Origin of the sequence: Pseudomonas sp. CFII64 (assembly GCF_000416235.1) — a bacterium.
In the GTDB taxonomy this organism is placed as follows: domain Bacteria; phylum Pseudomonadota; class Gammaproteobacteria; order Pseudomonadales; family Pseudomonadaceae; genus Aquipseudomonas.
In genome coordinates this window covers 1-23,644 of sequence record NZ_ATLO01000016.1, presented here as the reverse complement: position 1 = coordinate 23,644, position 23,644 = coordinate 1, and the positions used below count along the sequence as shown (strand labels likewise).

Annotated in this window: 29 protein-coding genes; 11 read left to right on the top strand and 18 right to left on the bottom strand. The window is 59.8% G+C overall.

Translation table 11 applies throughout. The features are described from left to right. Positions 1-14: 14 nt before the first annotated feature. The 12 genes from CFII64_RS08990 to CFII64_RS08935 all read right to left on the bottom strand — a co-directional run bounded on the left by CFII64_RS08990 (position 15) and on the right by CFII64_RS08935 (position 10,059). Positions 15-329: a YkgJ family cysteine cluster protein gene (locus CFII64_RS08990; protein ID WP_020290473.1), complete on the bottom strand. Its 315-nt coding sequence runs from the start codon at positions 327-329 to the stop codon at positions 15-17. A 26-nt stretch (positions 330-355) separates the two neighbouring features. Further along, complete coding sequence (locus CFII64_RS08985) at positions 356-895, bottom strand: DUF2878 domain-containing protein (RefSeq protein ID WP_020290472.1); 540 nt, start codon at positions 893-895, stop codon at positions 356-358. After that, a complete protein-coding gene (locus tag CFII64_RS08980; protein WP_020290471.1) occupies positions 888-2,156 on the bottom strand; it encodes a cyclopropane-fatty-acyl-phospholipid synthase family protein in 1,269 nt (422 codons plus the stop codon). Before CFII64_RS08980 ends, CFII64_RS08985 begins: the two co-directional genes overlap by 8 nt. Next, positions 2,143-2,943, bottom strand: a complete 801-nt coding sequence (locus CFII64_RS08975; RefSeq protein ID WP_020290470.1) for a DUF1365 domain-containing protein — start codon at positions 2,941-2,943, stop codon at positions 2,143-2,145. Before CFII64_RS08975 ends, CFII64_RS08980 begins: the two co-directional genes overlap by 14 nt. Beyond that, entirely contained in the window at positions 2,940-4,187 is a 1,248-nt protein-coding gene (locus tag CFII64_RS08970; protein WP_020290469.1) for an NAD(P)/FAD-dependent oxidoreductase, read from the bottom strand. Before CFII64_RS08970 ends, CFII64_RS08975 begins: the two co-directional genes overlap by 4 nt. Next, on the bottom strand, positions 4,184-4,966 hold the full coding sequence (locus tag CFII64_RS08965; protein WP_020290468.1) for an SDR family oxidoreductase: 783 nt from the start codon (positions 4,964-4,966) through the stop codon (positions 4,184-4,186). Before CFII64_RS08965 ends, CFII64_RS08970 begins: the two co-directional genes overlap by 4 nt. Continuing rightward, entirely contained in the window at positions 4,963-5,385 is a 423-nt protein-coding gene (locus tag CFII64_RS08960; RefSeq protein WP_020290467.1) for a nuclear transport factor 2 family protein, read from the bottom strand. Before CFII64_RS08960 ends, CFII64_RS08965 begins: the two co-directional genes overlap by 4 nt. After that, entirely contained in the window at positions 5,378-6,826 is a 1,449-nt protein-coding gene (phrB, locus tag CFII64_RS08955; RefSeq protein WP_020290466.1) for a deoxyribodipyrimidine photo-lyase, read from the bottom strand. The genes CFII64_RS08960 and phrB overlap by 8 nt, the downstream gene beginning before the upstream one ends. A gap of 9 nt (positions 6,827-6,835) precedes the next feature. After that, positions 6,836-7,765 carry a MerR family transcriptional regulator gene (locus tag CFII64_RS08950; protein ID WP_020290465.1) on the bottom strand — a complete coding sequence of 310 codons (930 nt, stop codon included), beginning with the start codon at positions 7,763-7,765 and terminating at the stop codon, positions 6,836-6,838. Positions 7,766-7,768: 3 nt separating this feature from the next. Further along, entirely contained in the window at positions 7,769-8,731 is a 963-nt protein-coding gene (locus CFII64_RS08945) for a DUF523 and DUF1722 domain-containing protein (RefSeq protein WP_020290464.1), read from the bottom strand. Positions 8,732-8,860: 129 nt separating this feature from the next. After that, the gene (locus tag CFII64_RS08940) at positions 8,861-9,076 is read right to left on the bottom strand and encodes a TIGR02450 family Trp-rich protein (protein WP_020290463.1); all 216 of its coding nucleotides are present in this window, start codon (positions 9,074-9,076) and stop codon (positions 8,861-8,863) included. Then, positions 9,073-10,059 (bottom strand): NAD(P)/FAD-dependent oxidoreductase, encoded by a 987-nt coding sequence (locus tag CFII64_RS08935; protein WP_020290462.1) that lies wholly within the window; start codon positions 10,057-10,059, stop codon positions 9,073-9,075. Before CFII64_RS08935 ends, CFII64_RS08940 begins: the two co-directional genes overlap by 4 nt. 293 nt (positions 10,060-10,352) lie before the next feature. On the opposite strand from CFII64_RS08935, the gene CFII64_RS08930 reads away from it, so the two are divergent. Together CFII64_RS08930 and hemH are read left to right on the top strand one after the other, a co-directional pair. Further along, a complete protein-coding gene (locus tag CFII64_RS08930; protein WP_020290461.1) occupies positions 10,353-11,255 on the top strand; it encodes a TIGR01777 family oxidoreductase in 903 nt (300 codons plus the stop codon). Between the two features lie 13 nt (positions 11,256-11,268). Then, entirely contained in the window at positions 11,269-12,294 is a 1,026-nt protein-coding gene (gene hemH, locus CFII64_RS08925) for a ferrochelatase (RefSeq protein ID WP_020290460.1), read from the top strand. 93 nt (positions 12,295-12,387) lie between these two features. Here hemH and CFII64_RS08920 read toward each other — a convergent pair whose 3' ends face one another. Both CFII64_RS08920 and upp read right to left on the bottom strand, forming a co-directional pair. Continuing rightward, the gene (locus CFII64_RS08920; RefSeq protein WP_020290459.1) at positions 12,388-13,665 is read right to left on the bottom strand and encodes a uracil-xanthine permease family protein; all 1,278 of its coding nucleotides are present in this window, start codon (positions 13,663-13,665) and stop codon (positions 12,388-12,390) included. Then, positions 13,665-14,303 carry a uracil phosphoribosyltransferase gene (gene upp / locus CFII64_RS08915; protein ID WP_020290458.1) on the bottom strand — a complete coding sequence of 213 codons (639 nt, stop codon included), beginning with the start codon at positions 14,301-14,303 and terminating at the stop codon, positions 13,665-13,667. The genes CFII64_RS08920 and upp overlap by 1 nt, the downstream gene beginning before the upstream one ends. A 185-nt stretch (positions 14,304-14,488) precedes the next feature. Between upp and CFII64_RS08910 the strand changes: the two genes are divergently transcribed. The 3 genes from CFII64_RS08910 to CFII64_RS08900 all read left to right on the top strand — a co-directional run bounded on the left by CFII64_RS08910 (position 14,489) and on the right by CFII64_RS08900 (position 16,005). Continuing rightward, the gene (locus tag CFII64_RS08910; RefSeq protein WP_020290457.1) at positions 14,489-15,046 is read left to right on the top strand and encodes a hypoxanthine-guanine phosphoribosyltransferase; all 558 of its coding nucleotides are present in this window, start codon (positions 14,489-14,491) and stop codon (positions 15,044-15,046) included. A 115-nt stretch (positions 15,047-15,161) separates the two neighbouring features. After that, a complete protein-coding gene (locus CFII64_RS08905; RefSeq protein WP_020290456.1) occupies positions 15,162-15,650 on the top strand; it encodes a hypothetical protein in 489 nt (162 codons plus the stop codon). A gap of 67 nt (positions 15,651-15,717) precedes the next feature. Then, positions 15,718-16,005, top strand: coding sequence for a PA4642 family protein (locus CFII64_RS08900; protein ID WP_020290455.1), 288 nt, complete (start codon positions 15,718-15,720; stop codon positions 16,003-16,005). A gap of 54 nt (positions 16,006-16,059) precedes the next feature. Here CFII64_RS08900 and mqo read toward each other — a convergent pair whose 3' ends face one another. Further along, complete coding sequence (mqo, locus tag CFII64_RS08895; RefSeq protein ID WP_020290454.1) at positions 16,060-17,568, bottom strand: malate dehydrogenase (quinone); 1,509 nt, start codon at positions 17,566-17,568, stop codon at positions 16,060-16,062. A gap of 730 nt (positions 17,569-18,298) precedes the next feature. Further along, positions 18,299-18,532 (bottom strand): hypothetical protein, encoded by a 234-nt coding sequence (locus CFII64_RS08890; RefSeq protein ID WP_020290453.1) that lies wholly within the window; start codon positions 18,530-18,532, stop codon positions 18,299-18,301. 173 nt (positions 18,533-18,705) lie between these two features. Here CFII64_RS08890 and CFII64_RS08885 point away from each other — a divergent pair, with 173 nt between their 5' ends. After that, positions 18,706-19,287 carry a YajG family lipoprotein gene (locus CFII64_RS08885; RefSeq protein WP_020290452.1) on the top strand — a complete coding sequence of 194 codons (582 nt, stop codon included), beginning with the start codon at positions 18,706-18,708 and terminating at the stop codon, positions 19,285-19,287. Positions 19,288-19,362: 75 nt separating this feature from the next. On the opposite strand, the gene CFII64_RS08880 is transcribed toward CFII64_RS08885, so the two are convergent. Further along, on the bottom strand, positions 19,363-19,569 hold the full coding sequence (locus CFII64_RS08880; protein ID WP_020290451.1) for a hypothetical protein: 207 nt from the start codon (positions 19,567-19,569) through the stop codon (positions 19,363-19,365). A 144-nt stretch (positions 19,570-19,713) separates the two neighbouring features. Here CFII64_RS08880 and CFII64_RS08875 point away from each other — a divergent pair, with 144 nt between their 5' ends. Beyond that, positions 19,714-19,983, top strand: a complete 270-nt coding sequence (locus CFII64_RS08875) for a hypothetical protein (protein ID WP_020290450.1) — start codon at positions 19,714-19,716, stop codon at positions 19,981-19,983. Between the two features lie 69 nt (positions 19,984-20,052). On the opposite strand, the gene CFII64_RS08870 is transcribed toward CFII64_RS08875, so the two are convergent. Further along, positions 20,053-21,216: a 1-acyl-sn-glycerol-3-phosphate acyltransferase gene (locus CFII64_RS08870; RefSeq protein WP_020290449.1), complete on the bottom strand. Its 1,164-nt coding sequence runs from the start codon at positions 21,214-21,216 to the stop codon at positions 20,053-20,055. Between the two features lie 122 nt (positions 21,217-21,338). On the opposite strand from CFII64_RS08870, the gene CFII64_RS08865 reads away from it, so the two are divergent. The 4 genes from CFII64_RS08865 to CFII64_RS08850 all read left to right on the top strand — a co-directional run bounded on the left by CFII64_RS08865 (position 21,339) and on the right by CFII64_RS08850 (position 23,577). Beyond that, the gene (locus tag CFII64_RS08865) at positions 21,339-21,521 is read left to right on the top strand and encodes a CPXCG motif-containing cysteine-rich protein (protein WP_003318204.1); all 183 of its coding nucleotides are present in this window, start codon (positions 21,339-21,341) and stop codon (positions 21,519-21,521) included. Then, positions 21,521-21,781, top strand: coding sequence for a putative signal transducing protein (locus CFII64_RS08860; RefSeq protein WP_020290448.1), 261 nt, complete (start codon positions 21,521-21,523; stop codon positions 21,779-21,781). The genes CFII64_RS08865 and CFII64_RS08860 overlap by 1 nt, the downstream gene beginning before the upstream one ends. A 51-nt stretch (positions 21,782-21,832) precedes the next feature. Continuing rightward, positions 21,833-22,462 carry an SOS response-associated peptidase gene (locus CFII64_RS08855; RefSeq protein ID WP_020290447.1) on the top strand — a complete coding sequence of 210 codons (630 nt, stop codon included), beginning with the start codon at positions 21,833-21,835 and terminating at the stop codon, positions 22,460-22,462. A gap of 299 nt (positions 22,463-22,761) precedes the next feature. Continuing rightward, entirely contained in the window at positions 22,762-23,577 is an 816-nt protein-coding gene (locus CFII64_RS08850; protein WP_020290446.1) for a M48 family metallopeptidase, read from the top strand. The last annotated feature ends 67 nt before the right edge of the window (positions 23,578-23,644 follow it).

The window sequence follows — 23,644 nt, the reverse complement described above, 5'->3', positions numbered from 1 at the left end:
CCCCGGCACAGGGCTTATAAATAAGCGGTCTCAATCCCGCGCCGTTCATTCATGCAGTCCTCCGAGCCGGTCTCGAATTCGCGGCAGATCAGCGGTCGCTTTTCATAGATCGTGCACATCATGCTGTTGCGATCCAGTGCCGCGCACCAGCCATCATCGAGGCGCAGCATGACTTCGCCACCCCAGTCGTCATTGTCGATGAAGCGTTCAGGCACGCCGGTGTCGGTGATCAGCATCACTTCCAGCTGGCAGCAGCAGGCCGCACAGGTCGAGCAGGTGACTGCGCTTTCTGTGGGGATTTGATGGGTCGGGATCAGGGTCAGCGTCATAGGCGCGCAGTGTATGCCAGCGCAGGTCACTCGTGTGGAATGCCTGACCGGTGCCCGCGCGGTTGATCGGGCCGCAGCGCCTGAAAATACCCGGCAAGCCATTGCATAAGCGGGAACACCACGGCCCATATCACGGCCAGGATCAGCATGCTCGGCCACAGGCCCAGCGGCAGATGCACGCCCGCCAATTGCGACCCGGCGTAATACGACATCGGCCCGCCGACCGCGCCCAACAGGCTGGCGCGCCACCAGGGTTTGGCGGTCCAGCTCAGGCAGTGATTCAAGGTTGTCGCCAACACCGCCCACAGCAACATCAGCCACAGCGGAATCAACGGCCCGCCTGCATCAAAATCAAACACCCCCAACATCAGCAACGCACTGTCGAGAAGGGTGCCCAGCCCAGTTATCCACAGCAGCAGCTTGCCTTCTGCGGCCCACGAACTTATCCACAGCAGATGCACGATCAGTACCCCAACCGGGATCAGCAACCAATAGCTGTCGCCGCCGATGACACAGGCGAACCAGCCCGCCTGAAACAGCGCGGCGTTGGCGATCTGCTTAAGCATCGAAGCGACCCAGCAAGGGTTGGGGCAAGGCCGCCGGTTTGGCCAGCAGCAGTTGCGCCGTGCCGATGGTGCGCTCCAGGAAACCGCCTTCGCAATAACACAGGTAAAACTCCCACAGGCGCAGGAAATAGTCGTCGTAACCCAGCTCCATCAAATAGCCATGAGCGTGGCTGAAGTTCTCGTGCCACAAGCGCAAGGTGCGCGCGTAGTGGAGGCCGAAATCTTCCATGTGCAGCAGGTTCATGTCGGTGTCACGGCCCACGATTTCGATCATTTTGTGCACCGATGGCAACGCGCCGCCGGGGAAGATATAGCGTTGAATGAAGTCGACGCTGCGCTTGGCTTGCTCGTAGCGCTGCTCACGAATGGTGATGGCTTGCAGCAGCATCAGGCCGTTGTCCTTGAGCAGATACGAGCATTGCTTGAAATAGGTCGGCAGGAATCGGTGGCCAACCGCTTCGATCATCTCGATGGACACCAGCTTGTCGAACTGCCCGGTGAGGTCGCGGTAATCCTTGAGCAGCAAAGTGATTCGATCTTGCAGGCCCAGTTGGACGATGCGCTGTTCGGTGTAGGCGAATTGCTCTTTGGACAGGGTCGTGGTGGTGACTCGGCAACCGTAGTTCTGCGCCGCGTAGATCGCCATGCTGCCCCAGCCGGTGCCGATTTCCAGTAAATGGTCGTCCGGTGTCAGCACCAGTTTCTGGCAGATGCGTTCCAGCTTGTTCAGCTGCGCCTGCTCCAGCGTGTCGTCGGCAGTGAGGAATTGCGCGGCGGAATACATCATGGTCGGGTCGAGGAATTGCTCGAACAGCTCATTGCCCAGATCGTAGTGCGCCGCGATGTTTTTCTGTGAACCTTCCCGCGTGTTGCGGTTAAGCCAGTGCAGGCTCTGAATGAACGGCCGGCCGAGACGCGCCATGCCGCCTTCCATGCCATCGAGCACATCCAGATTGCTGACGAAAACCCGGATCACCGCAGTCAGGTCCGGCGAAGTCCAGTAACCGTGGATAAACGCTTCCCCCGCGCCGATTGAACCCGAGCTGGCGACCATGCCCCAGGTCGCCGAATCCAGCACATGAATCTCACCCTGCAACGGCGCGCCGACCCGGCCGAACACATGGCGCTCATCCCCCTCAACGACGACCAATTGCCCGGCGCGCAATTTCTGCAACTGGCGCAGCACCCCTCGGCGCAAGAGGTTGGCGGTCAGGCTGTTGGTACCCAGATTGGCAGAAAACCCACTGCTACTGCTTTTCATGGTGTTGGTCCTTGGGTTGCGCGGCGGCGGTGCGATAGTCGCCTTCTGCGGCCTGATGCGGAAAAATCGGAATGCGTTTGATGAACAAACGCACGGCCTGCCAATAAATCGCCAGACAGGTCTTGGCGGTCATCCACGGGAACGTCAGCAAATAGCGATGCAGCGTCTGGCGATTCAGGTCCTGGCGTTCGAGGTTCAGCGTGGCGTCGAACATCTTCAACTCGCCCTGCCAGTCGGCCATGTGCACCCCAAGGCGGGCGGCGGGCTGGCTGAAACTCATGCGGTATTCAAGATCACGCGGCAGAAACGGCGACACGTGAAACGCCTTGGCCACCGCAAAATGCTGATGACCTTCGCCGTCGGCGGGCAACACGTAGTGATAACGCTCGCCCCAGGGCGTATTGGTGACTTCGCAGAGGATCGCCGCGAGCGTGCCGTCCAGCTCGTGGCAATAAAAGAAACTGACCGGATTGAATGCCAGACCCCAGCTGCGCGCCTGGGTCAGCAGGCAGACCTTGCCCAGCGGCATGTGGCCGAGCGCCGCCCCGACCCGTTCGCGCACCGCTTCGATCAGCGGCACGCCGCGTCCGGTCAGGGCGTGCAGATAATCGGTTTCGCGAAAGGAAAACGCGGCAAATCGTCGCCCGCCCGCCAACGGCGACAGACCCAATACCGCCGCTTGTTCGTCCAGATCCAGGTACAGCAGGCCGATCCGATAACGGAAATCATGGACCTTCGGCGCGAATCGCCGATGGCTGATCCAGCCGCTGTACAGGGCGCTGTTCACAGGGATTCCCCGAACTCGGCGGCCACGCGCAGCGCGCTGACCACGCCGTCTTCGTGGAAGCCATTGGCCCAGTACGCGCCACAGAACCAGGTGTGATTGGCGCCGTTGAGTTCTTGCCATCGTGCCTGGGCCGCAACGCCAGCCAGGCTGTATTGCGGATGGGAATAGCTGTAGCGCGCGAGAATTTTCTGCGGGTCGATGGCGGCGGTCTGGTTCAGGCTGACGCAGAACGTGGTGTCGCTTTCGATGCCCTGCAGGATGTTCATGTCGTAAGTGACGGCGGCCAGCTGCTGCGCATCGCCACCCAATCGATAGTTCCAGCTGGCCCACGCCAACGGCCGTTTGGGCAACAGGCCGATGTCGGTATGCAGCACCACGTCGTTGTCGGCATAAGGCAGCGCGCCGAGAATTTCCTGTTCGGCGGCGGTCGGTTCAGCCAGCAGCTTGAGGGCCTGATCGCTGTGACAGGCGAAAATCACTTTGTCGAAGCGTTCGCTGCCCGCCGCACTGTTGACGGTCACGCATTGCGCGCCCCGTTGCACGCTGTGAACCGGGCAGGCCAGGCGAATGTGTTGGCGAAACGAAGCGATCAGCGGCTCGATATATTGGCTGGAACCGCCTTCCACGACGCACCACTGCGGACGGTGGTTGACGGACAGCAGCCCGTGATTCTTGAAAAAACGTACGAAGAACTGCAACGGAAAGGCGAGCATGTCCGCCAGGGACATCGACCAGATCGCCGCGCCCATGGGCACGATGTAATGCTCGGTAAAGCGTTGCCCATAGCCGGCGCTTTTCAGGTAGGCACCCAGCGTGGTGTCGGCGGCGATCCGCTGGCTTTGCAGGTCATCCAGCGCTTCGCGATTGAAGCGCAGGATGTCGCGCAGCATGCCCCAGAAACTGGGCGACAACAGATTGCTGCGCTGGGCGAACAGGCTATTGAGGTTGTTACCGTTGTATTCGGTGCGGCTTTTTGGATCGGTCACTGAAAAACTCATTTCGGTGGGCTTGAACCCGACCCCGAGGGTTTCCAGCAGGCGAATGAAATTCGGATACGTCCAGTCATTGAACACAATGAAACCGGTATCGATGGCGTACTCGCGACCGTTGACCTGCACATCCACCGTATGGGTGTGACCGCCAATCCAGTCCGCCGCCTCGAACACCGTGATCTCGTGCGAGCGGTTAAGCAGGTATGCGCTGGTCAGGCCAGCAATGCCGCTGCCGATGATGGCGATCTTCATCGCGCGTCCTTGGCCGGAGCGCGCGCCATGCGTTTACCCAAAGCCAGTTGCAGGCGCGTCGGCAACAGCGACAACAGGCGCAGGATCAGAATGAAGGGTGCGGGGAAGGCGATTTCCAGGGGACGGCGGCTACGCTGCAGGCGTTCGGCGATGTGCTTGCCGGCTTTTTCTGCCGACCAGCGCATGGGCATGGCGAAGTCGTTTTTGGCCGTCAACGGCGTATCGACGAAGCCTGGGCTGACCACGGTGACATCGATATTTTCCTGGGCCAGATCGACGCGCAGCGACTCGAACAGATAACGCAAGCCAGCCTTGGACGCGCCGTAAGCTTCGCTGCGGGTCAACGGCATAAAGGTCACCGAACTGCAAACGCCCACCAGATGCGGCTCGCGGCCATGCCGTAGCAACAGCAGCGCTTCCTGCACGCAATAGGAACTGGCCAGCAGATTGGTGCGGATGACCCGTTCGAACAGCGCGGCGTCGTAATCACTGCTGTCGATGTATTCGCAGGTGCCAGCGTTGAGGATGGCAGTGTCCAGCGCACCCCAGACCTGATTGATCCGGTCGCCGATGGCCGTGACTTGCTGGCCGTCGGTGACATCGCCCGGGACCAGCAGCACCTGTCGGGGATAACGACTGTCCAGGTCTTCAAGGGGCTTGACGGTGCGGGCGGTCAGCGCCAGCAAATGCCCGTCCTTGAGCAGTTGCTCGGCCAGTGCCAGGCCAATGCCGCTGCTGGCGCCAGTCAGCCAGATGCGGCGCGCGTTCGGATGGGTCATGCCAGTCTCCCTTTCAGCCATGAAATACCGCGACCCATGATGGGCAGGTGCTCGTAAAGCAAAGCGCCGGCATCGAAGTAGTCGCGATGTTGATAAACCTTGTCCCGCCAGAGCAGGTGCGAGCAGCCGTCGACGCGAATCAGGCGACCTTTCGCCAGACGCGGATGTGCATAGCTCATGGTCCAGCGCAGATACCCGCTGCCGGTTGCCACTTCATCGAAGCCGTAAAAGTCGAAATGCAGCTGGGTGACATTGGCGTACAGCTGGGCGAAGTAATCCTGCATGTTCGCAAGGCCGTGGATCTTGTGCAGCGGGTCGGTGAACACCACGTCGTCGCTGTACAAAGTGCCGAGTCGCTGCAGGCTGTTTTTATCCAGCGCCGCAAAGTCATGGGCAAAACGCCGCAGGAAATCACTCATGGCTTGCCTCGGCCGCAGGTTGACGATGGGGCAGGGCCTTGAACGCAGCCAGGGCACGGGCACGGCTGCTGCGCAGGTCGACGATGGGCTTCGGATACTCAGCCACACCAAACAGACCGCCAGATGCTGCGGGGTCATGTACTTCCTTTTTGTTCAGCCCGGCCAGCTCCGGCAGCCAGTGCTTAAGGAACAGGCCTTCAGGGTCGAACTTTTCCGACTGGGCCAGCGGGTTGAAAATCCGGAAATACGGCGATGAATCGGTGCCGGTGGAAGAACTCCACTGCCAGCCACCATTGTTCGCGGCCAGATCGCCATCGATCAGGTGCTGCATGAAGAAACGCTCGCCTTCACGCCAGTCGATCAGCAGGTTCTTGGTCAGGAACATCGCCACCACCATGCGCAGCCGGTTATGCATCCAGCCGGTTTCCAGCAATTGGCGCATGGCCGCATCAATGATCGGCAGGCCGGTGCGGGCTTGTTGCCAGGCCGCCAGCTCTTGCGGGGCGTCGCGCCATTTCAGCGCTTCGGTTTCCGGACGAAATGCCCGATGCCGCGAGACGCGCGGATAACCGACCAGAATGTGTTTGTAGAATTCACGCCAGAGCAGCTCGTTGATCCAGGTGACTGCGCCGACGCTGCCGGTTTCGAATTCGCCGTGGTTGCTGATCAATGCTGCATGCAGACACTGACGCGGGGAAATCACCCCGGCCGCGAGATACGCCGATAGCTGGCTGGTGCCGGGCTTGGCCGGAAAGTCGCGTTCGCTGCGGTAATAGTCGATCTGGGCGTCGCTGAAGGCTTGCAAGCGCCGTTGCGCCTCGTCTTCGCCTGCAGGCCACAAGGCTTGCAGCGCGGCACTTGGGCTCGCGAAACCTTCAACCTGAGTCGGCACCGAATCACTGACGATGTTCAGCGTCTGCTGTTTGTGCGGCGCATGAATCAGGCGCGGCATCGCCTGATGCATCCGCGCGTAACAGACCTTGCGGAACTGGCTGAACACCTGGAAATAGTTGCCGGTCTTGGTCAACACAGTGCCGGGCTTGAAAAACAATTGATCCAGATAACTGCGCCAGTGGACGCCGTCCTGCTCGAGGGCGTTCGCCACGGCCAGATCGCGGCGGGTTTCGTTGATGCCGTATTCCTCGTTGGCATGCACGCGTTCGATGTGCAGTTCGCGGCAGACCTGGCGCAACACGTCCGGCGCCTGATCCCACGTGTCCGCGTGGCGAATCAACAACGGTACGTTCAACCCGGCCAAGGCTTGTTCCAGTTCCACCAGGTTGCGCAACCAGAAATCCACTTTGCACGGCGCGTCGTCATGCTGCCGCCATTGCTCGGGGCTGATCAGGTACACGGCCACTGTCGGACCCTGCTCCATGGCAGCGGTCAGTGCAGTGTTGTCGTGAATGCGCAAATCACTGCGCAGCCAAAGCAGTTGCATGGTCATTCCTTAAATAAGCCCGAGTTCTTGCAAAGCGGTTTGCGCGCCAAGCGGACCTTCCGCGAGGGTCAGGCCTTCGATGCGGGTCGGCGCCACGTTGAGTTCGTTGTAATGAATGCGCACGGCCGATCCGGCGAGCAGCGCGGGGCAGGTGATATTGGCGAGCAGCTTGGGCAGCTGGCTGATGTTCAAGGCCTTGCTCGAATACAGCAGCACCGCGCGCGGTTCGAGCAGATCACTGGCCAGGGCCAGCTCGCCGACCGGGAGCGGCCAGTCGAACACTTCAACCGCGCAGTCGTTGCTGCTCACCAGCCAGGCCGTCAGCCACAAATGAGGTTCCAGAGGCAGATCGGAATGGTTGACCAACAACACCGGTGCGCCGCTCAGCTGGCGATTGTTGTGGTAGATCCGCGCTCCGAGCTTGCTGCGCAGCCAGGAATAAAAGAACGCGCGCTCCATCTGCCCGCCGAACTGCCCTTGCCAGCGGCATTCCAGCTCCGCCAGTAGCGGCAGCAGCAGCTGTTGGCACAGCGTGCGCGGCGGATACAGCGACATCGCCTGGTTGAACACGTCGTCGACCCGGCGTTCGGCCAGTTCGCCGATGTGGGTTACCAGGGTTCGCCGCAAGGCTTCCCAATCGTTGCCCGGCACGCTGGCGTCTGGCTGGCGACTGTCGATCAGGTGCTTGACCTGGCTGACCGAAACGCCACGGTTGAGCCAGGTCAGAATGTTCATGACCCGCAGTACGTGATAGTCGGAGTACAGCCGATGCCCCTTGGGCGTGCGATGCGGGACGATCAACCCATAGCGGCGTTCCCAGGCGCGCAACGTGACGGCGTTGACGCCGGTTTGTCGGGCAACCTCACGAATCGGCAGCCAGCCACTTTCAAGCTCGGGCTCGGCTGCACTTTCGTGATCGGGAGGAGGGATTTCATTCATGGTTCAGATCGCATTCCGCAGGCTGAGGTTTTCCGGATGGGGCTGCATGTACACCTGCAGCGCCACATAGGGATCGGGGTGTTGGCGGAAGTGATGCTTGAGCAACGTCAGCGGTACGATCAGCGGCACGATGCCTTGATGGTATTGAGTGATCAGCTGCTGGATTTCCTGCTTGTCGGCGGCGCTGATGGTCTGTTTCAGGTAGCCGGTCAGGTGCTGCAGGACATTGGTGTGGGTGCGGCGGGTGGCGCATTTTTTCAGGGCGCTCATCAGGTCGCTGAAATACTGCGCCGCGATGTCATTCGGGTCGCTGCGGCCCATGTCGCCGAGCAGCTTGCCCAGTGCCTTGTACTGCACCGGATCATTGGCCATCAGCTGATATTTATATCGCGAGTGAAATTCGGTCAGGCTGCGTCGGGTCAGCCCGGCCTTGAGCAGTTCGTGCCAGGCGGCGTAGGCGAACACGCGAGTGATGAAGTTTTCCCGCAGCACCGGGTCGTTGAGGCGCCCGTCTTCTTCCACCGGCAAGTTGGGGTGACGCGCGCAGAAAGCCTGGGCATAGATGCCGCGCCCGCCGCCATCGACCGGTGCGCCGTTTTCCCGGTAGACCTTGACCCGCTCCAGGCCGCACGAAGGCGACTTCTGCATGAAGATATAGCCGCTGATGTCGTCCAGTTCGGTGGCCATCTGCACACCGTAATCGGCCAACGCCTGGGTGACGTTCAGTTCGCGATTGACGCTGCCCAGCGCCTGAGGATTTTCCGCGTCGCCCACCAACCGAATCGGTTCACGGGGAATGCCCATGCCGATGGCGACTTCAGGGCAGGCCGGCACGAACTCGAAATATTCGGTCAGTGCACGGGTACACAGCTGAGATTCTTTATGACCGCCATTGAAACGCACCTCCGCGCCCAGCAGACAGGCGCTGATGCCGAGCTTCGGTTTATGAACTGCGGGCGTGGTCATGGCGAAACCTCTGATCAGGACTTATACAGATTTAAGTCTCTGTACAACTTCAGCTCATCATAGGTTCGCATTTGTACAAGTCAAATTATTTGTACAGGTTTTGTAGGGGGGGCGGGATGGCGGATAGATTTACTTCCAGCCCATCCGCCACACGTCCTCATTCTGCAAGGTTTGCAACGCCAGGCGCTCGTTGCGTTGCGTCAGCACGGCCTGCAATTCGATCTCCAGCACCGTGCCTGCTTCATCGCGAAACAGTTCGGTGACCAGAAAGTGTTTTTCCCGGTTGACCGGCTGTGCTGCTGTCCACTTGGACAGCAGCAGCTTGGCGGGGTTGAGTCGGTTCAATCGAGGTGCTCCATCAGGCGTCGTGCCGCTTCCTGGCCACTGAGCCAGGCGCCTTCGACGCGTCCGGACAGGCACCAGTCGCCGCAGACATAGATGCCCAGATCGGAGTCGGACAACGCGCCCCATTCATGAGCGCTGGCAGGACGCGCGTACAACCAGCGATGGGCCAGGCTGAAGCTCGGTGCGGGCACTGCGCAGCCGATCAGCTCGGCAAACGCGCCATGCAGATGCTCGATGACGGTTTCTTTGGGCATGTCCAGATGCTGTTTACTCCAGCTGCTGGTCGCATGTAACACCCAGGTATCCAGCGTCACGGCGCGGCCCGGTTTGCTGCGGTTGCGCGCCAGCCAGTCCAGCGGACTGTCCTGCACGAAGCAGCCTTCCAGCGGGGTGTCCAAAGGTTTGCTGAACGCCAGGGCGACGGCCCAGGTCGGGTCCATTTTCACCCCGGCGGCCACGCCTGCGAGTTTCGGCGCAGCAGCCAGCAGCGTCGTTGCCTGAGGGGCTGGCGTAGCGATCACCACATGGCTGAACGGGCCATGACTCTGGCCTTCGGCGTCCTGCAGATTCCAGTGGTGTTCGCCCTGAAATACTTCAGTGATGCGGCAGGAAAACGTCACAGGCAGATCGCCAAGCATGGCGCGGGTGATCGCACTCATGCCAGGTTTGCCGACCCAGCGTACTTGCTCGTCCGGGGACGGGCTGAGCTGGCCTGCATGAAAGTTGTAGAGCGAAGGCGTCCACTGCTCAACACAGCCCTGGGCTTGCCATTGCTGAACAGCAGCCATGAAGCGGCGGTCGCGAGCAGTGAAATACTGGGCGCCCATGTCGAGCGAGCCTGCATCACTGCGCTTGCTGGACATCCGTCCGCCACTGCCGCGGCTTTTGTCGAAAAGATGTACGGAATGCCCGGCGGCGTTGAGCGCCTGGGCGGCGGAGAGTCCGGCGATGCCGGTACCGATGATTGCGATAGGTACAGTCATAGGGGCCTCGTTACCTTGTCTGCACAGACTACGCCGTAGTTAAAACCTGTACAATATTGTTTTTTGGTATAACTTGCAGCGATCTGCTGTTCGCAGGCTGCTGACCTTGCTTGTACGGCTCAAGCTTGGGGTCGGGTGTTTCTCAAAGCCTTTTGTGGCGATGCGAACGGATAGTCCCGCTTCACGCTCCTCAGGTTTGGCCTATCGTTCAAGCACGGCCTTGGTTGATGAATTCAAGGGTCCTGAAAAATAGACTACGCAATAGCCCCGAACGCCACGCAAGGAAACCTGCCATGCACATATTGCTGACCGGCGGTACTGGTTTGCTAGGACGTCAGCTCTGCCGACTCTGGCAAAAACAGGGTCACCAACTCACTGTCTGGAGTCGACGCCCCAGGGAAGTCACGCGTTTGTGTGGCGATTCGGTGCGGGGCATTGCGCATCTCAACGACCTGGGCGAAGAGCCGGTGGATGCGCTGATCAACCTGGCTGGCGCACCGATTGCGGACCGGCCCTGGACCCGCAAGCGCAAGGTGCTGTTGTGGGACAGCCGCATCGGGCTGACCGAACAATTGCTGGCCTGGCTGGAGCGTCGCGAGCAAAAACCTCCGCTGATGATCAGTGGTTCGGCCGTGGGTTGGTATGGCGACGGCGGCGAGCGTGAACTGGACGAGACCGCGCAACCGGTCAAAGAAGATTTCGCCAGCAAGCTGTGCGGCGCGTGGGAAGAAACCGCGCAGCGGGCGGAGGTTTTGGGCGTTCGCGTGGTGCTCATTCGCACCGGTCTGGTGCTGTCCAATGAAGGTGGTTTTCTGCAGCGGTTGTTGTTGCCCTTCAAGCTGGGCATGGGCGGGCCGATTGGCGGCGGTCGGCAGTGGATGCCGTGGATTCATATTCAGGATCAAATTGCCGCAATAGATTTTCTGTTAACAAAAGATGACGCCCGGGGTCCGTATAATGTCTGCGCGCCATTACCGGTGCGCAATCGTGAATTCGCCAGGATCCTCGCCGGCGTGCTGCATCGCCCGGCGTTCATGCCGCTGCCTGGCATTGCCCTGAAAGTGTTGATGGGCGAACTGTCGGTGCTGCTGCTGGGTGGCCAAAAGGCTCGCCCGACGCGGCTTGAAGCGGCTGGTTTTACCTTTCGATTTACCGAACTGCCCGCAGCCCTCGACGATTTGCTGGGCCGCCACTGAAATAGGATGTTGCATGACCGATCACGCGTTGTTGCTGGTCAATCTGGGTTCTCCGGCCTCCACTTCGGTGGCGGACGTGCGCAGTTACCTCAATCAATTTCTCATGGACCCTTACGTTATCGACCTGCCGTGGCCGGTTCGTCGGTTGCTGGTGTCGCTGATCCTGATCAAGCGCCCCGAGCAGTCGGCGCACGCGTACGCCTCGATCTGGTGGGATGAAGGTTCGCCGCTGGTGGTGCTGAGCAAGCGCCTGCATCAGGCCATGACCAAGGAGTGGGCGCACGGCCCGGTGGAATTGGCCATGCGTTATGGCGAGCCTTCCATTGAAACGGTACTGACGCGCCTGGCCGGTCAAGGCATCAAAAAGGTCACGCTGGCACCGCTGTATCCGCAGTTTGCCGACAGCACGGTGACCACTGTTATCGAAGAAGCCAAACGCGTCGTGCGCAGCAAAGGCATGAAGATGCAGTTCTCGGTCCTGCAGGCGTTTTACGACCAGCCGGAATACCTCGACGCGTTGGTAGAGAACGTTCGCCCGCATTTACAGCAGCCACATGATCACCTGTTGCTGAGCTTTCATGGCTTGCCGGAGCGTCACTTGCTCAAGCTTGATCCGACGCGCAGTCATTGCCTGAAAGGTCCGGATTGCTGCATGACCGCGCCGCCGGAAGTGCTGGCAACCTGTTATCGCGCTCAATGCATTCAGTCTGCCGCAGCCTTCGCCAAGCGCATGGGCATCGCCGATGGCAAATGGTCTGTGTCGTTCCAGTCCAGGCTAGGCCGGGCGAAATGGATCGAACCCTACACCGAGGCCCATCTTGAAGAACTGGCCGCGCAGGGCGTGAAGAAGCTGCTGGTGATGTGCCCGGCGTTCGTCGCCGACTGCATCGAAACCCTGGAAGAGATTGGTGATCGCGGCGCTGAACAGTTCAAGGCGGCGGGAGGGGAGGAGCTGGTGTTGATTCCGTGCCTGAACGACGATCCGAACTGGGCGGCGGCGCTGAACCGCTTGTGCGAGCGGGCGCCGTTGATGTTGTAGGACCCGTAGGACCGGCTTCAGCCGGGAGAACATTCTCCCGGCTGAAGCCGGTCCTACGGTTTAATGCCACGTCCGACGGATCAATGCCGTGCCCTACGGCAATTGATCATCCAGATGCTTGTTCTTCCAGCTGTCATTGCCCGGCAGCAGCAGGTTCAGCGCTATCGCGGTCACGGCGCACAGGGAAATCCCCTTGAGGCCGAAATCGTCGGGGCCGTTGCCGGTGCCGATCAACACGCCGCCGATACCGAACACCAGCGTCACCGAGACAATCACCAGATTGCGCGCTTCGGCCAGATCGACCTTGTGACGAATCAGCGTGTTCATGCCCACGGCTGCAATCGAGCCGAACAACAAACAGAGAATGCCGCCCATTACCGGCACCGGAATGCTCTGCAGCAGCGCGCCGAATTTGCCGATGAATGCCAGGCTGATGGCAAAGATCGCCGCCCAGGTCATGATCTTCGGGTTGTAGTTCTTGGTCAGCATCACCGCGCCGGTCACTTCGGCATAGGTGGTGTTGGGTGGCCCGCCGAACAGACCGGCTGCCGTGGTGGCGATGCCGTCGCCCAGCAAGGTGCGGTGCAAGCCCGGCTTCTTCAGATAATCACGTCCGGTCACGCTGCCGACTGCGATCACCCCGCCGATATGCTCGATGGCCGGAGCCAGCGCCACCGGCACGATGAACAGAATCGCCTGCCAGTTGAATTCCGGAGCGGTGAACGCGGGCAACGCCAACCAAGGTGCAGCGGCGATTTTCGCGGTGTCGACGACGCCGAAATAAAACGCCAGGGCGAAACCCACCAGGACGCCGGAAATGATCGGCACCAGACGGAAAATCCCTTTGCTGAACACCGCCACGATCAGCGTGGTCAGCAGCGCGGGCATGGAAATCCACATGGCGATCTTGTAGGGAATCAGTTCCGCGCCGTCGCCGGACTTGCCCATCGCCATGTTGGCGGCGATGGGCGCCATGGCCAGGCCGATGGAAATAATCACCGGGCCGATGACCACCGGCGGCAGCAGGCGGTCGATGAAACCGGTGCCTTTGATCTTCACCGCCAGGCCGAGGAAGGTGTAGACGAAGCCCGCCGCCATGATCCCGCCCATGGTCGCGGCCAGGCCGAACTGGCCCTTGGCGAGGATGATCGGTGTGATGAAGGCAAAGCTCGATGCCAGGAAAACCGGCACCTGCCGCCCCGTCACCAGTTGGAACAGCAACGTGCCCAGGCCTGCAGTAAACAGTGCGACGTTAGGATCCAGCCCGGTGATCAGCGGCATCAAGACCAGCGCGCCGAACGCCACGAAGAGCATCTGCGCGCCGGATAAAACTGTGCGCCAGAGTGGATCGTTGAACTCGTCCTGCTTCATTACGCGTCCTTTTGCTTGGTGCCGAAAATCTTGTCGCCGGCATCGCCCAGGCCCGGAATGATGTAGCCGTGTTCGTTGAGGCGCTCATCGATGGATGCGGTGTAGATCGTCACGTCTGGGTGAGCCTTCTCCACTGCCGCGATGCCTTCGGGTGCAGCGACCAGCACCATGGCGCGGATTTCCTTGCAGCCGGCTTTCTTGAGCAGGTCAATCGTTGCAACCATCGAGCCGCCGGTAGCGAGCATCGGGTCGATGATCATCGCCAGACGTTCGTCGATTTCCGGGACCAGCTTTTCCAGATAGGTATGTGCTTCGAGGGTTTCTTCGTTGCGGGCGACGCCCACGGCGCTGACCTTGGCGCCCGGAATCAACCTGAGCACGCCGTCGAGCATGCCGATACCGGCGCGCAGGATCGGCACCACGGTGATCTTCTTGCCAGCGATCTTTTCGACCTGGACAGTGCCGGCCCAACCCTGGATGTCGTAGGTTTCCAGTGGCAGGTCAGCGGTGGCTTCGTAAGTGAGCAGGGCGCCGACTTCCTGGGCCAGCTCACGGAAATTTTTGGTGCTGATGTCGGCACGGCGCATAAGGCCGAGCTTGTGCTGGATCAGCGGATGACGGATTTCACGGACAGGCATAAGGAAAGGCTCCGGGCGGGGGGCAAAAAAACGGCCTAGGTTAATCTATTCAGCTGTTACTGTCCTACGGGTGTTACGGCGTTTTCATACGAATCCTGACACGTTAGTCCAGAATTGCTTGCCCTGACTGGAGCGGATGCGTACCTTTGCCCGCTTTTCTTACACTGCCCCCATTGGAGAGCGTCATGTCTGCTGATCTCGAGCATATCCGTCAAATCATGCGCGAGGCTGACTGCCTTTACACCGAAGCCGAAGTCGAAGTCGCTATCGCCAAGGTCGGTGCGCAGATCAATGCCGAACTCGCCGACCGCAACCCGGTGGTATTTTGCGTGATGAACGGCGGGCTGATCTTTGCTGGCAAACTGCTCACGCATCTGAATTTTCCGCTGGAAGCGTCGTACCTGCACGCGACCCGTTATCGCAACGAAACCAGTGGCGGCGATCTGTTCTGGAAAGCCAAGCCGGAAGTTTCGTTCATCGACCGCGACGTGCTGATCATCGATGACATTCTCGATGAAGGTCACACCTTGGGCGCGATCATCGACTTCTGCAAACATGCCGGTGCCAGCGCCGTCCACACTGCCGTGCTGATCGACAAAGACCACAACCGCAAAGCCCGCCCGGACCTGAAAGCCGATTTCGTCGGCCTGCCGTGCATCGACCGTTACATCTTCGGGTACGGCATGGACTACAAAGGCTACTGGCGCAATGCCGCTGGGATCTACGCAGTTAAAGGGATGTGATTTTCCGTAGGACCGGCTTCAGCCGGGAGAGCTTTCTCCCGGCTGAAGCCGGTCCTACGGAGTTCTCCTCAGCCTCCATGCTAAAGTGCCAGCCCAGTCCTTGCGGGAAGTCGAAATGAAGTTTTTGATCCGTAGCGCGGCGTTGGCGCTGCTGTGCAGTCTGCCTTTGGCGGCAAGCGTTTCAGCTGAGCCCATGCACGCCCAGTATCTGCCGCCCGACGACCTGAACGTCCGGGAAGGCGAGCCCGAGCAGCAGCAGTTGTTGCAGATCACTGAATATTCCGTGGTGATCGGCAGTCAGCGGCAATCCAATCAGCAGCCGATCCCGGTGACGTCGCCGATCCTGCTGCGCCTCAAGGGCAAGCCGCTGAACAAGGGCGCGACCATTGCCGAAGTGTTGATCCATTTCGATGGCGAAAGTAAAAGCCTGAAAAAACCGGCCTACGACGAGAAAAGCCGCGTTCTGACCTTGTACTACCCCGTTACCCAGTACCGGATGATGGTCGATCTGCTGCGCAGCGAGAAGGTCTACTGCCAGTTCCTGAGCTATGCCAATGGTCACGTCTGGGCTGATTTGCACACCACACCTGCGCGTATGCGTTGAGCCTTGAGCCGGGCGGGGGGTAAACTGCCCGCCGGTTAACATGTCCGCGATTCAGTTGGAGTCAGCAATGCGTAAAGATAAGAAGCAGTTGATCGGAGACGAGATCGGCGATGCGCAGATCAAGTTGTTTCTCGATTTCGAGCCGGTCGACGCCACATCGCCGTCGCTGCACAAGCTGATCAAGGCTTACCGTGGCCTGCGGGTCAATGATTTCGAGCGGTTCCTGGTGTTCTTCCGCGAAGCCGGTTTCGACTTTGATGGCAAGGACGAGCACGGCAACGATTTCATCGCCCTGATCAAGGATCAGCGCAATGCCGAGGAATACATCGAGCTGATCGAAAAAGCTCGCGGCTGATCAAAACCAGAGCAAAAAAAACGCCCCGAAGGGCGTTTTTTTATGGCCAGGCCATTACGCGATGCTTTGCACCGCGCTGCGTTTCTCGATCAGTTCCAGACGCTCGTTGTTCTCGGTACTGACGCGCTCATAGAGCTGCGCATCGGTTTCGAGGATCGTTTCCCGGGCCGGGAAGATCTCATTGAGCTTGGCAGCCCACTCGCCACGGGCTTTTTCCGGGAAGCAGCGGTCGATCAGTTCCAGCATGATCGACACCGTTACCGAAGCGCCGGGTGAAGCGCCCAGCAGGGCCGCAAGGGAACCATCCTTGGCCGACACCAGTTCGGTACCAAATTGCAGCACGCCGCCTTTCTTCGGATCTTTCTTGATGATCTGCACCCGTTGCCCGGCCACTTCCAGGCGCCAGTCTTCGGCCTTGGCTTCCGGATAGAAGCGGCGCAGGGAGGCAAGACGCTGCTCCATGGACTGCATGACTTCACTGACCAGATACTTGGTCAGGTCCATGTTGTCGCGAGCGACGGCCAGCATCGGTTTGATGTTGGCGACACGAACCGACAAGGGCAGATCAAGGAACGAGCCGTGTTTGAGGAACTTGGTGGTGAAACCGGCATAAGGTCCGAACAGCAGGGATTTCTTGCCATCCACCACGCGGGTGTCCAGGTGCGGTACGGACATCGGCGGCGAACCGACGGCGGCCTGGCTGTAAACCTTGGCCTGGTGGCGCTTGACCACTTCCGGGTTGTCGCAACGCAGCCACTGGCCGCTGACCGGGAAGCCGCCAAAGCCTTTGCTTTCTTCGATGCCCGACATCTGCAGCAACGGCAAGGCCGCGCCGCCTGCGCCGAGGAACACGAATCTGGCGTCGATTTCGCGAGTACTGCCGCTGTTCACGTCCTTGATGCTGACGCTCCAGCCCGCGCCTTTACGGCTCAAACCGGTCACGCGCTTGCAGTACTTGACCTGTGCATCAGGGGTGCTGGTCAGGTGCTTGAGCAACTGGTTGGTCAGGTTGCCGAAGTTGACGTCGGTCCCGTTGATCACCCGGGTCGCGGCGATCTGCTCGTCGGCTGGGCGGCCGGGCATCATCAGCGGCATCCACTCAGCAAGCGTGGCCTTGTCTTCGGTGTATTCCATGGACGCAAACGCGTGATGCTTGCGCATCGCTTCAAAGCGAGTCTTGAGGAACGAGACGCCTTCGGCGCCCTGGACAAAACTCAGGTGCGGCACCGAGGCGATAAAGGACTTCGAGGAGCCGAAAGTGCCTTTTTGCGTGAGATACGCCCAGAACTGCTTCGAGACTTCGAACTGGGTGTTGATGTGTACGGCTTTCTTGATGTCGATGGAACCGTCGGCCGCAGGCGGCGTGTAGTTCAGTTCGCACAGCCCGGCGTGGCCGGTACCGGCGTTGTTCCACGGGTTGGAACTCTCCGCAGCGCCAGAATCCATCAGCTCAACGACTTCCAGCTTCAGGCTGGGGTCGAGCTCTTTGAGCAGTACGGCGAGGGTGGCACTCATGATGCCTGCCCCGACCAATACCACATCAACTGCTTCGTTATGCGCCATTAACGCGTCTCCAAAATCTGCAGCACCAAATTGACGGCATACGATCCCGAGGTCGGTCGCCAGGTCGCGGGGCATGGATCAAAGTAGTCCCCAGGTAACGCTGGCCAGGATCGGCATGTCCGGTTCTTCGCAATTTTTCGCATCGTCAACGGAGGTCACCAAGCGGACCTGAAATGCGGCTCATAAAACGTGCATGAACGCATTTTTCAAGCCCAGCGGCCATTCGACTATCGTCAAGGCCTCCGGTAATGCAACCAAATCCGTAGGGGACAGGCTTCAGACTCCGGTCATGGAGACTGCGCAGCAGCGATCAATCCTGTTCAAAGGGGCTGGGTCAGACGCTGATAATGGTGCATTTACAAACGCGTACCTATTCATTTGCTCGCCACACTCTTGTGAAGTTGTGAAACCCGTTTTTTTCACGCTCTTTTGGAAACGTGAACCTCAAACCTCAAAAAGGGCTGCGCGATGGCAGCTCTGGCAGATCGAAGGCAGGCAAGCATAAGGCGCTTTAAGGCAGGAAAGGTTCGAAACGATTCGCCAGCCAGCGAGTACAGATGCCTGCACATGATCTGTGTGGGCGGCTCTCTGTGGGCAATACGAAGGCGCTAATCCAGTGATTAGCAATGCTGCGAGGCCCGATCAGGAGACGTCCTTATAATCGGGGGGAGATTATAGCGATGAAACGACTGGAATTGATCTGATTAAGTGACTTTTATTCGTCGTCCGGTCAGACGGTGAGCATGCGGTGTGCAGCGGACCGGCTTGCAGCTCTCTGCCTGCGGGCGTTGGCGGGCAGTGGAGCGCCGAGCCAGGAGAGATTTTCCTCGACGATTTCGACCCATTCGCTGCCTGCCGGAGCCTGACGGCAGCGCTTGAACGCCTGGCAGATGCCGGATTGGTCGACGCGGGCGTAGTGGCGATATTGACGACGCAGGCTGAACAGTGACCAGAGAAAGTCCATGACGATGCTCCTGTTGGGTTGAGCATAGGTTGCACGCCGCACGTGACATGACGGTGACACCTGTGTTGCTGAACCATTGCGGTCTGTTTGCAGTCCGATTTTCAACTGGTTAGCGTGCCGTGAGCGCCGCTATACTGCGGCACATTTAGTGCCCTGCCCATGGAGAGATGAGCATGCTGCGTCGCATTTTGTTTGGTTTGCTTGCTGTTAGCAGTCTTACACTGGTCGGCTGTGCCCACAGCCCGCAACAACTTAGTCCGCAGCCCAAGCTGAACGCCCAGCTTGCGCCTGTCGGCCGTGGCCAGCCGGTGGTGGTGCGTGTGGTTGATGGTCGTCCTGGCCCGACACTCGGCACCCGTGGCGGCATGTACCCGGAAACCAGCGCGATCAGCGTCTCCGGTGCCGATCTGCTGCCTAAACTGCAAGCCCAGGCCGAAGCCGCTGTACGTTTGCTGGGCTTCACGCCGAGTGCCAGTGGCAGCGGCCCGCAATTGACCGTGACCCTCGCCGACCTGAAATATCAGTCGCCCAAAGAAGGTCTGTACGTGACCGAAGCGACCATCAGTTCGACGTTCCGCGCTGACGTGCAGAACAACGGTAAGAGCTACAGCGGTCGTTATGCCGCCTCCCTGGACCAGCGCTTCGGCATGGCGCCGAATCAGGAAACCAACACCAAGCTGGTCAGCGACGTGTTGAGCGATGCGCTGACGCGTTTGTTCCAGGATCAGACGATTGGCCGGACGCTGGCGCAGTAACCGCGTAAACGCTGGATCAAAAAAACCCGGCCCTCTCTGTGAAGAGGCCGGGTTTTTTGTTGGAGGTTGCTTACCTCATGCCGCCTGCTGATAAAAATCCAGAAAACTGAAACCGGTCTGCTGATCCATGTCCGGCAGGTCGTGGTGTTGATGCCCGCCGAGGGCGCAGTACACCAGCCAGTGGCGGTCCTGGACGTTAAAGGACAAAGCGTCGATCAATGCTTCCTGTTCGTCGCTCGGGGCGATCAGATACAGGCGGTCCTGATTCTTGGCGTGCAGCATGAATGGCTCCAGAAGGGATCGAGGTTATCCCTCGAGGTGCCATACAGTGCCCGGTTCAGGTTACGTTAAGGTGACGGTGGCTAGATTAGGGTTCTATCAAATCTGAACCCCACGGCGCGCTTTGAAAACGCCATCGAGGCTGCAATGTCGCTCTTACCCCTCACGCCTGCCTTTACCCTCAACCTGCTCGCATTGCTGGCCGCTTGCCCCGGAATCGGCTTGCTGTACGTGACGCGAAACCGGGAACAGCGCGAACTCAGGCATCTTGCGGTGCTGAGCGCCTTGTCGCAGATCGATGAACCCATGCATCTGATGGACGTCTCGTTATTGCGCATGAACCGCCTGTGCTACCGCGTGGGTGCGGCTTGTCTGGGGTTTGCGTTGCTGTTGTCTTGGGTCAGCACCGGACTGTAATCCCTGCTTTAGCCCATAAAGAAAAAGGCGCTCTTCAGAGCGCCTCCTTCTTTACCGTCCGTTCGCGAGTTACAGCGCGATCCCGGCCTTGACCCGATACTGATTGCGTACCGGCATCGCGTATTGCTGGACCAGAAACGGCCGATGTTCTTCCGGGCAACCGTCGAGGCGGCGTTGCCATTCTTCCTGGGCTTTGGCCAGCTCCTCGGGCGCAAACACATCCGCCGCCAATGGCACGCCGAGTGCCGGATCAGCATCAGCCCATTGCGCGTAAGCCAGGTAATGCGCCGGGAACAGGCGATAGCCGCCGAGAATTTGCCGGTCCATTTCGATGGCCAGCGCTTTGGTGTCTTCGAACAGCTCGGTGATTGGCGGCGCGAAGTTCACATGCACGCGGCCTTTGTAGCCGGTGATGCCCAACGCGATGCTGACGTCATCCTCGCCCGGTACTTTGGTGTAACTCCCCGTGGTGGCGCGGATGTACAGTTCGCGCGCCTTGGCATGGTCGCACGGATCGTATTCATAGCTGATCGACACGGGCGTCAGGTTCAGCGAGCGGATCACTTCGGCAAACGGCTCGTCCTTGCGGCTCATGTGGAACATTTTCAGGATCGCCGATTCGGTGCGGTCGTCGCCGTCCTTGGCCCGGCCCTCGGCCTGGGCGATCCAGATCGACTGGCAATCGTTGCGAATCGAGTGATTGATGTAGGCCGACAACAACTGGTACGCCGCCATTTTTTCCCGGCGTCCGATGATGGAACGGTGCACGATGAAGCTCTTGTTCAAGCGCATCAGATCGCTGACAAAGGGCTTTTGCAGCAGGTTGTCGCCGATGGCAATCCGCGGCGTCGGCAAGCCTGCGTGATAAATCGCGTAATTGACGAAAGCCGGGTCCATCACGATGTCGCGATGGTTGGCCAGAAACAGATACGCACTGCCGGACTTGAACTGCTCGACGCCGGTATAGGTCACACCGTCAGTGGCGCGCTCGATAGTGTGGTCGACGTAATACTCAACCTTGTCCTGAAGCGTGGCCACCGAATCGATCCCGGCAAACTCGCGACGCAGCTTGCGCGCCAGCACCGGTTGCAACACCCAGCCAAACGCGCCGGCCAGGCGCGGGAAGCGGAAATGAGTCAGGATCGCCAGGAATGCTTTGTCGCTGAGCAGGCGCGCGAGTACAGCTGGGACTTCGGCGTCGTCGTAAGGTCGGATGGCATCGAATTCGCCCATCATGCTCTCTTGTAGGGAATGGCAGGAAAAGGAAGGCTGGGTCTGAAAATAACGTTCAGACTCTAGTGCATCAGCCTTCAAATAGAGCGCGATTATACGCACAACTAGTCCCGGAGACCTTGATGCAGGAATTACAGAGTTACGACTGCCCTTACTGTGGCGAACCGGTCGAAGCGGTGCTGGACCTTTCCGGCGGCGATCAGCAATACATCGAAGATTGCCCGGTCTGCTGCCGACCGATCGTTTTCGATCTGCAGACCGACGGCGAAGACTGGAATCTGGACGTGCGCAGTGAGAATGAGTGATGCAGAAAATCTACGAGCCGGAAAACCTTCTCGAAGGCGAATTGCTGCAGGGCATGCTCGCCAGTGAAGGCGTGCAGGCGCATCTGACCGGCCGGGATTTGCTGGGCGGGGTGGGCGAGCTGCCAATTTTTGGCGTGTTGGGGCTGTCGGTCGATAACGATCAGGCTGAGCACGCACGGGCGTTGATCACTGCGTACAATGCAGCGCTGCCTGTGTCCGGAGACGAACCGGACAATTTTCCCGACGTGCTGGTGTGCTGACACGCTGCCCGATTCCGTTTTTTTAGCTGCCAGAAGAGTCTTGTTGCCCTCATGTGTGGACGTTATGCCCTGTTTCGTTGGACGCCCGCGTTTGCGGCCTTGCCCGGTTTCCCGGCTGACCAACAGGCGCAATGGAACATTTCCCCGGCCGACTCGGTATTGATGCTGCGCGCCAGCAGCGAAACCGAAGGCGACCTTGAACTGGCCCGCGCGCGCTGGGGGCTGACGCCGGCCTGGCTGACCGACCTGTCGCGCACGCCGGCCCATGCCCGGGCCGAAACCCTGGTCGAACAGCCGATGTTTCGCGATGCGTTTCGCTCGCGGCGCTGTCTGCTGCCCGCCAATGGTTTCTATGAATGGCGCGGCACGACTCGCAAACGGCCGTTCTGGCTGACGCCGGGGGAGGGCTCGGCACTGTTTTTCGCGGCGATCTGGGAGGCGTATCCGGTGCAGGGGCATACGTATTTGAGTGTTGCGGTGGTCACCCAACTGGCCGCCAGCCAGCGCCGCCCGTTGATTCTCGATGCCCAGGGCCAAAAGGACTGGCTGGCCGCCGACACGCCGTTGCCCACCCTGCAAGCACTGCTCGCCAGCCCGCAAACCGCCCTGCGCGAACGGCCGCTGGCCAATCTGGTGAATGATCCAAAGCTCAACGCGCCGGAGTGCTTGACGCCTTTGTGACGTTGTCTGCGCTGCAGCCTTCCCGGACACGTCCGGTCCTACCTGATTTGCGCAAACCGGTAGGAGGGGACTTGTCCCCGAAGACGTCGGATGAGCCGGCATCACTCAGCCTGACCCAACCCGGTGTCTGCGCTGCCGTATTCCCGGACAAGTCCGGTCCTACCTACACCTGAAGAGATTGATCAACCGCCTTTGGAACCAACCGCCGGATCAGCTGACCAAAAAGGCTATCGGATGATCTCTGGCGCATTCGCTGTTCGCCGTCCAGAATCACCAGCATGTTTCCAGGGAGATTCACCATGCGTCGTTCAGTTGCTTTAAGTGCCTTGACTGCCAGCCTGTTGCTCAGCGGTTGCCAATCTGTAAACACGACCAGTGGGGATGCGGTGGGCGTTGAGCGCAAGCAATACATGTTCAGCATGCTTTCGACTGATGAAGTGAACAAGATGTACGCCCAGTCCTATCAGGAAACGGTGAGCGAAGCGTCCGGCAAAGGCGTGCTCGATACCACCAGCGCCAATGCAAAGCGCGTGCATGCGATTGCCGACCGGTTGATCGCCCAGGCGCCCAAGCTGCGTCCGGATTCCGCGCAGTGGCAGTGGGAAGTCAATCTGATCAAGAGCGATGACCTGAACGCCAACTGTGGCCCTGGCGGCAAGATCATTGTTTACAGCGGGCTGATCGACACACTCAAACTGACCGACGATGAAATCGCCGCAGTCATGGGTCACGAGATCGCCCACGCCTTGCGCGAGCACGGTCGCGAAGCGATGTCCAAGGCCTATGGCGTAGCGATGGCCAAACAGGGCGCGGGTGCCTTGCTCGGATTGGGGCAGGACAGCCTTGCGCTGGCCGATACCGTGGTCAATTACAGCCTGACCTTGCCGAACAGTCGCGGTAATGAAAACGAAGCCGACCTGCTCGGTCTGGAACTGGCGGCACGCGCTGGCTACAACCCGAATGCTGCGATCACGCTGTGGGAGAAAATGAGCCAGAATTCCGGAGGTTCCCCGCCGGAATTCATGAGCACTCACCCGGCCTCGGCGACGCGGGTCGCTTCGTTGCAGGCGGCGATTCCCAAGGTGATGCCGCTGTATCAGGCTGCCAAGAAGTAGCCGAAAAATAAGGAGCGAAAACGGTGGCAGGGATTTTCGTAATTGGATGGACTCGCCCAAGCCGAGG

Bases quoted from the DNA above. Each gene is read 5' to 3' on its own strand.
- CFII64_RS08990 (WP_020290473.1), bottom strand. From the start codon at position 329: ATGACGCTGACCCTGATCCCGACCCATCAAATCCCCACAGAAAGCGCA.
- CFII64_RS08985 (WP_020290472.1), bottom strand. From the start codon at position 895: ATGCTTAAGCAGATCGCCAACGCCGCGCTGTTTCAGGCGGGCTGGTTC.
- CFII64_RS08980 (WP_020290471.1), bottom strand. From the start codon at position 2,156: ATGAAAAGCAGTAGCAGTGGGTTTTCTGCCAATCTGGGTACCAACAGC.
- CFII64_RS08970 (WP_020290469.1), bottom strand. From the start codon at position 4,187: ATGAAGATCGCCATCATCGGCAGCGGCATTGCTGGCCTGACCAGCGCA.
- CFII64_RS08965 (WP_020290468.1), bottom strand. From the start codon at position 4,966: ATGACCCATCCGAACGCGCGCCGCATCTGGCTGACTGGCGCCAGCAGC.
- CFII64_RS08960 (WP_020290467.1), bottom strand. From the start codon at position 5,385: ATGAGTGATTTCCTGCGGCGTTTTGCCCATGACTTTGCGGCGCTGGAT.
- phrB (WP_020290466.1), bottom strand. From the start codon at position 6,826: ATGCAACTGCTTTGGCTGCGCAGTGATTTGCGCATTCACGACAACACT.
- CFII64_RS08950 (WP_020290465.1), bottom strand. From the start codon at position 7,765: ATGAATGAAATCCCTCCTCCCGATCACGAAAGTGCAGCCGAGCCCGAG.
- CFII64_RS08945 (WP_020290464.1), bottom strand. From the start codon at position 8,731: ATGACCACGCCCGCAGTTCATAAACCGAAGCTCGGCATCAGCGCCTGT.
- CFII64_RS08935 (WP_020290462.1), bottom strand. From the start codon at position 10,059: ATGACTGTACCTATCGCAATCATCGGTACCGGCATCGCCGGACTCTCC.
- CFII64_RS08930 (WP_020290461.1), top strand. From the start codon at position 10,353: ATGCACATATTGCTGACCGGCGGTACTGGTTTGCTAGGACGTCAGCTC.
- hemH (WP_020290460.1), top strand. From the start codon at position 11,269: ATGACCGATCACGCGTTGTTGCTGGTCAATCTGGGTTCTCCGGCCTCC.
- CFII64_RS08920 (WP_020290459.1), bottom strand. From the start codon at position 13,665: ATGAAGCAGGACGAGTTCAACGATCCACTCTGGCGCACAGTTTTATCC.
- upp (WP_020290458.1), bottom strand. From the start codon at position 14,303: ATGCCTGTCCGTGAAATCCGTCATCCGCTGATCCAGCACAAGCTCGGC.
- CFII64_RS08910 (WP_020290457.1), top strand. From the start codon at position 14,489: ATGTCTGCTGATCTCGAGCATATCCGTCAAATCATGCGCGAGGCTGAC.
- CFII64_RS08905 (WP_020290456.1), top strand. From the start codon at position 15,162: ATGAAGTTTTTGATCCGTAGCGCGGCGTTGGCGCTGCTGTGCAGTCTG.
- CFII64_RS08900 (WP_020290455.1), top strand. From the start codon at position 15,718: ATGCGTAAAGATAAGAAGCAGTTGATCGGAGACGAGATCGGCGATGCG.
- mqo (WP_020290454.1), bottom strand. From the start codon at position 17,568: ATGGCGCATAACGAAGCAGTTGATGTGGTATTGGTCGGGGCAGGCATC.
- CFII64_RS08890 (WP_020290453.1), bottom strand. From the start codon at position 18,532: ATGGACTTTCTCTGGTCACTGTTCAGCCTGCGTCGTCAATATCGCCAC.
- CFII64_RS08885 (WP_020290452.1), top strand. From the start codon at position 18,706: ATGCTGCGTCGCATTTTGTTTGGTTTGCTTGCTGTTAGCAGTCTTACA.
- CFII64_RS08880 (WP_020290451.1), bottom strand. From the start codon at position 19,569: ATGCTGCACGCCAAGAATCAGGACCGCCTGTATCTGATCGCCCCGAGC.
- CFII64_RS08875 (WP_020290450.1), top strand. From the start codon at position 19,714: ATGTCGCTCTTACCCCTCACGCCTGCCTTTACCCTCAACCTGCTCGCA.
- CFII64_RS08870 (WP_020290449.1), bottom strand. From the start codon at position 21,216: ATGGGCGAATTCGATGCCATCCGACCTTACGACGACGCCGAAGTCCCA.
- CFII64_RS08865 (WP_003318204.1), top strand. From the start codon at position 21,339: ATGCAGGAATTACAGAGTTACGACTGCCCTTACTGTGGCGAACCGGTC.
- CFII64_RS08860 (WP_020290448.1), top strand. From the start codon at position 21,521: ATGCAGAAAATCTACGAGCCGGAAAACCTTCTCGAAGGCGAATTGCTG.
- CFII64_RS08855 (WP_020290447.1), top strand. From the start codon at position 21,833: ATGTGTGGACGTTATGCCCTGTTTCGTTGGACGCCCGCGTTTGCGGCC.
- CFII64_RS08850 (WP_020290446.1), top strand. From the start codon at position 22,762: ATGCGTCGTTCAGTTGCTTTAAGTGCCTTGACTGCCAGCCTGTTGCTC.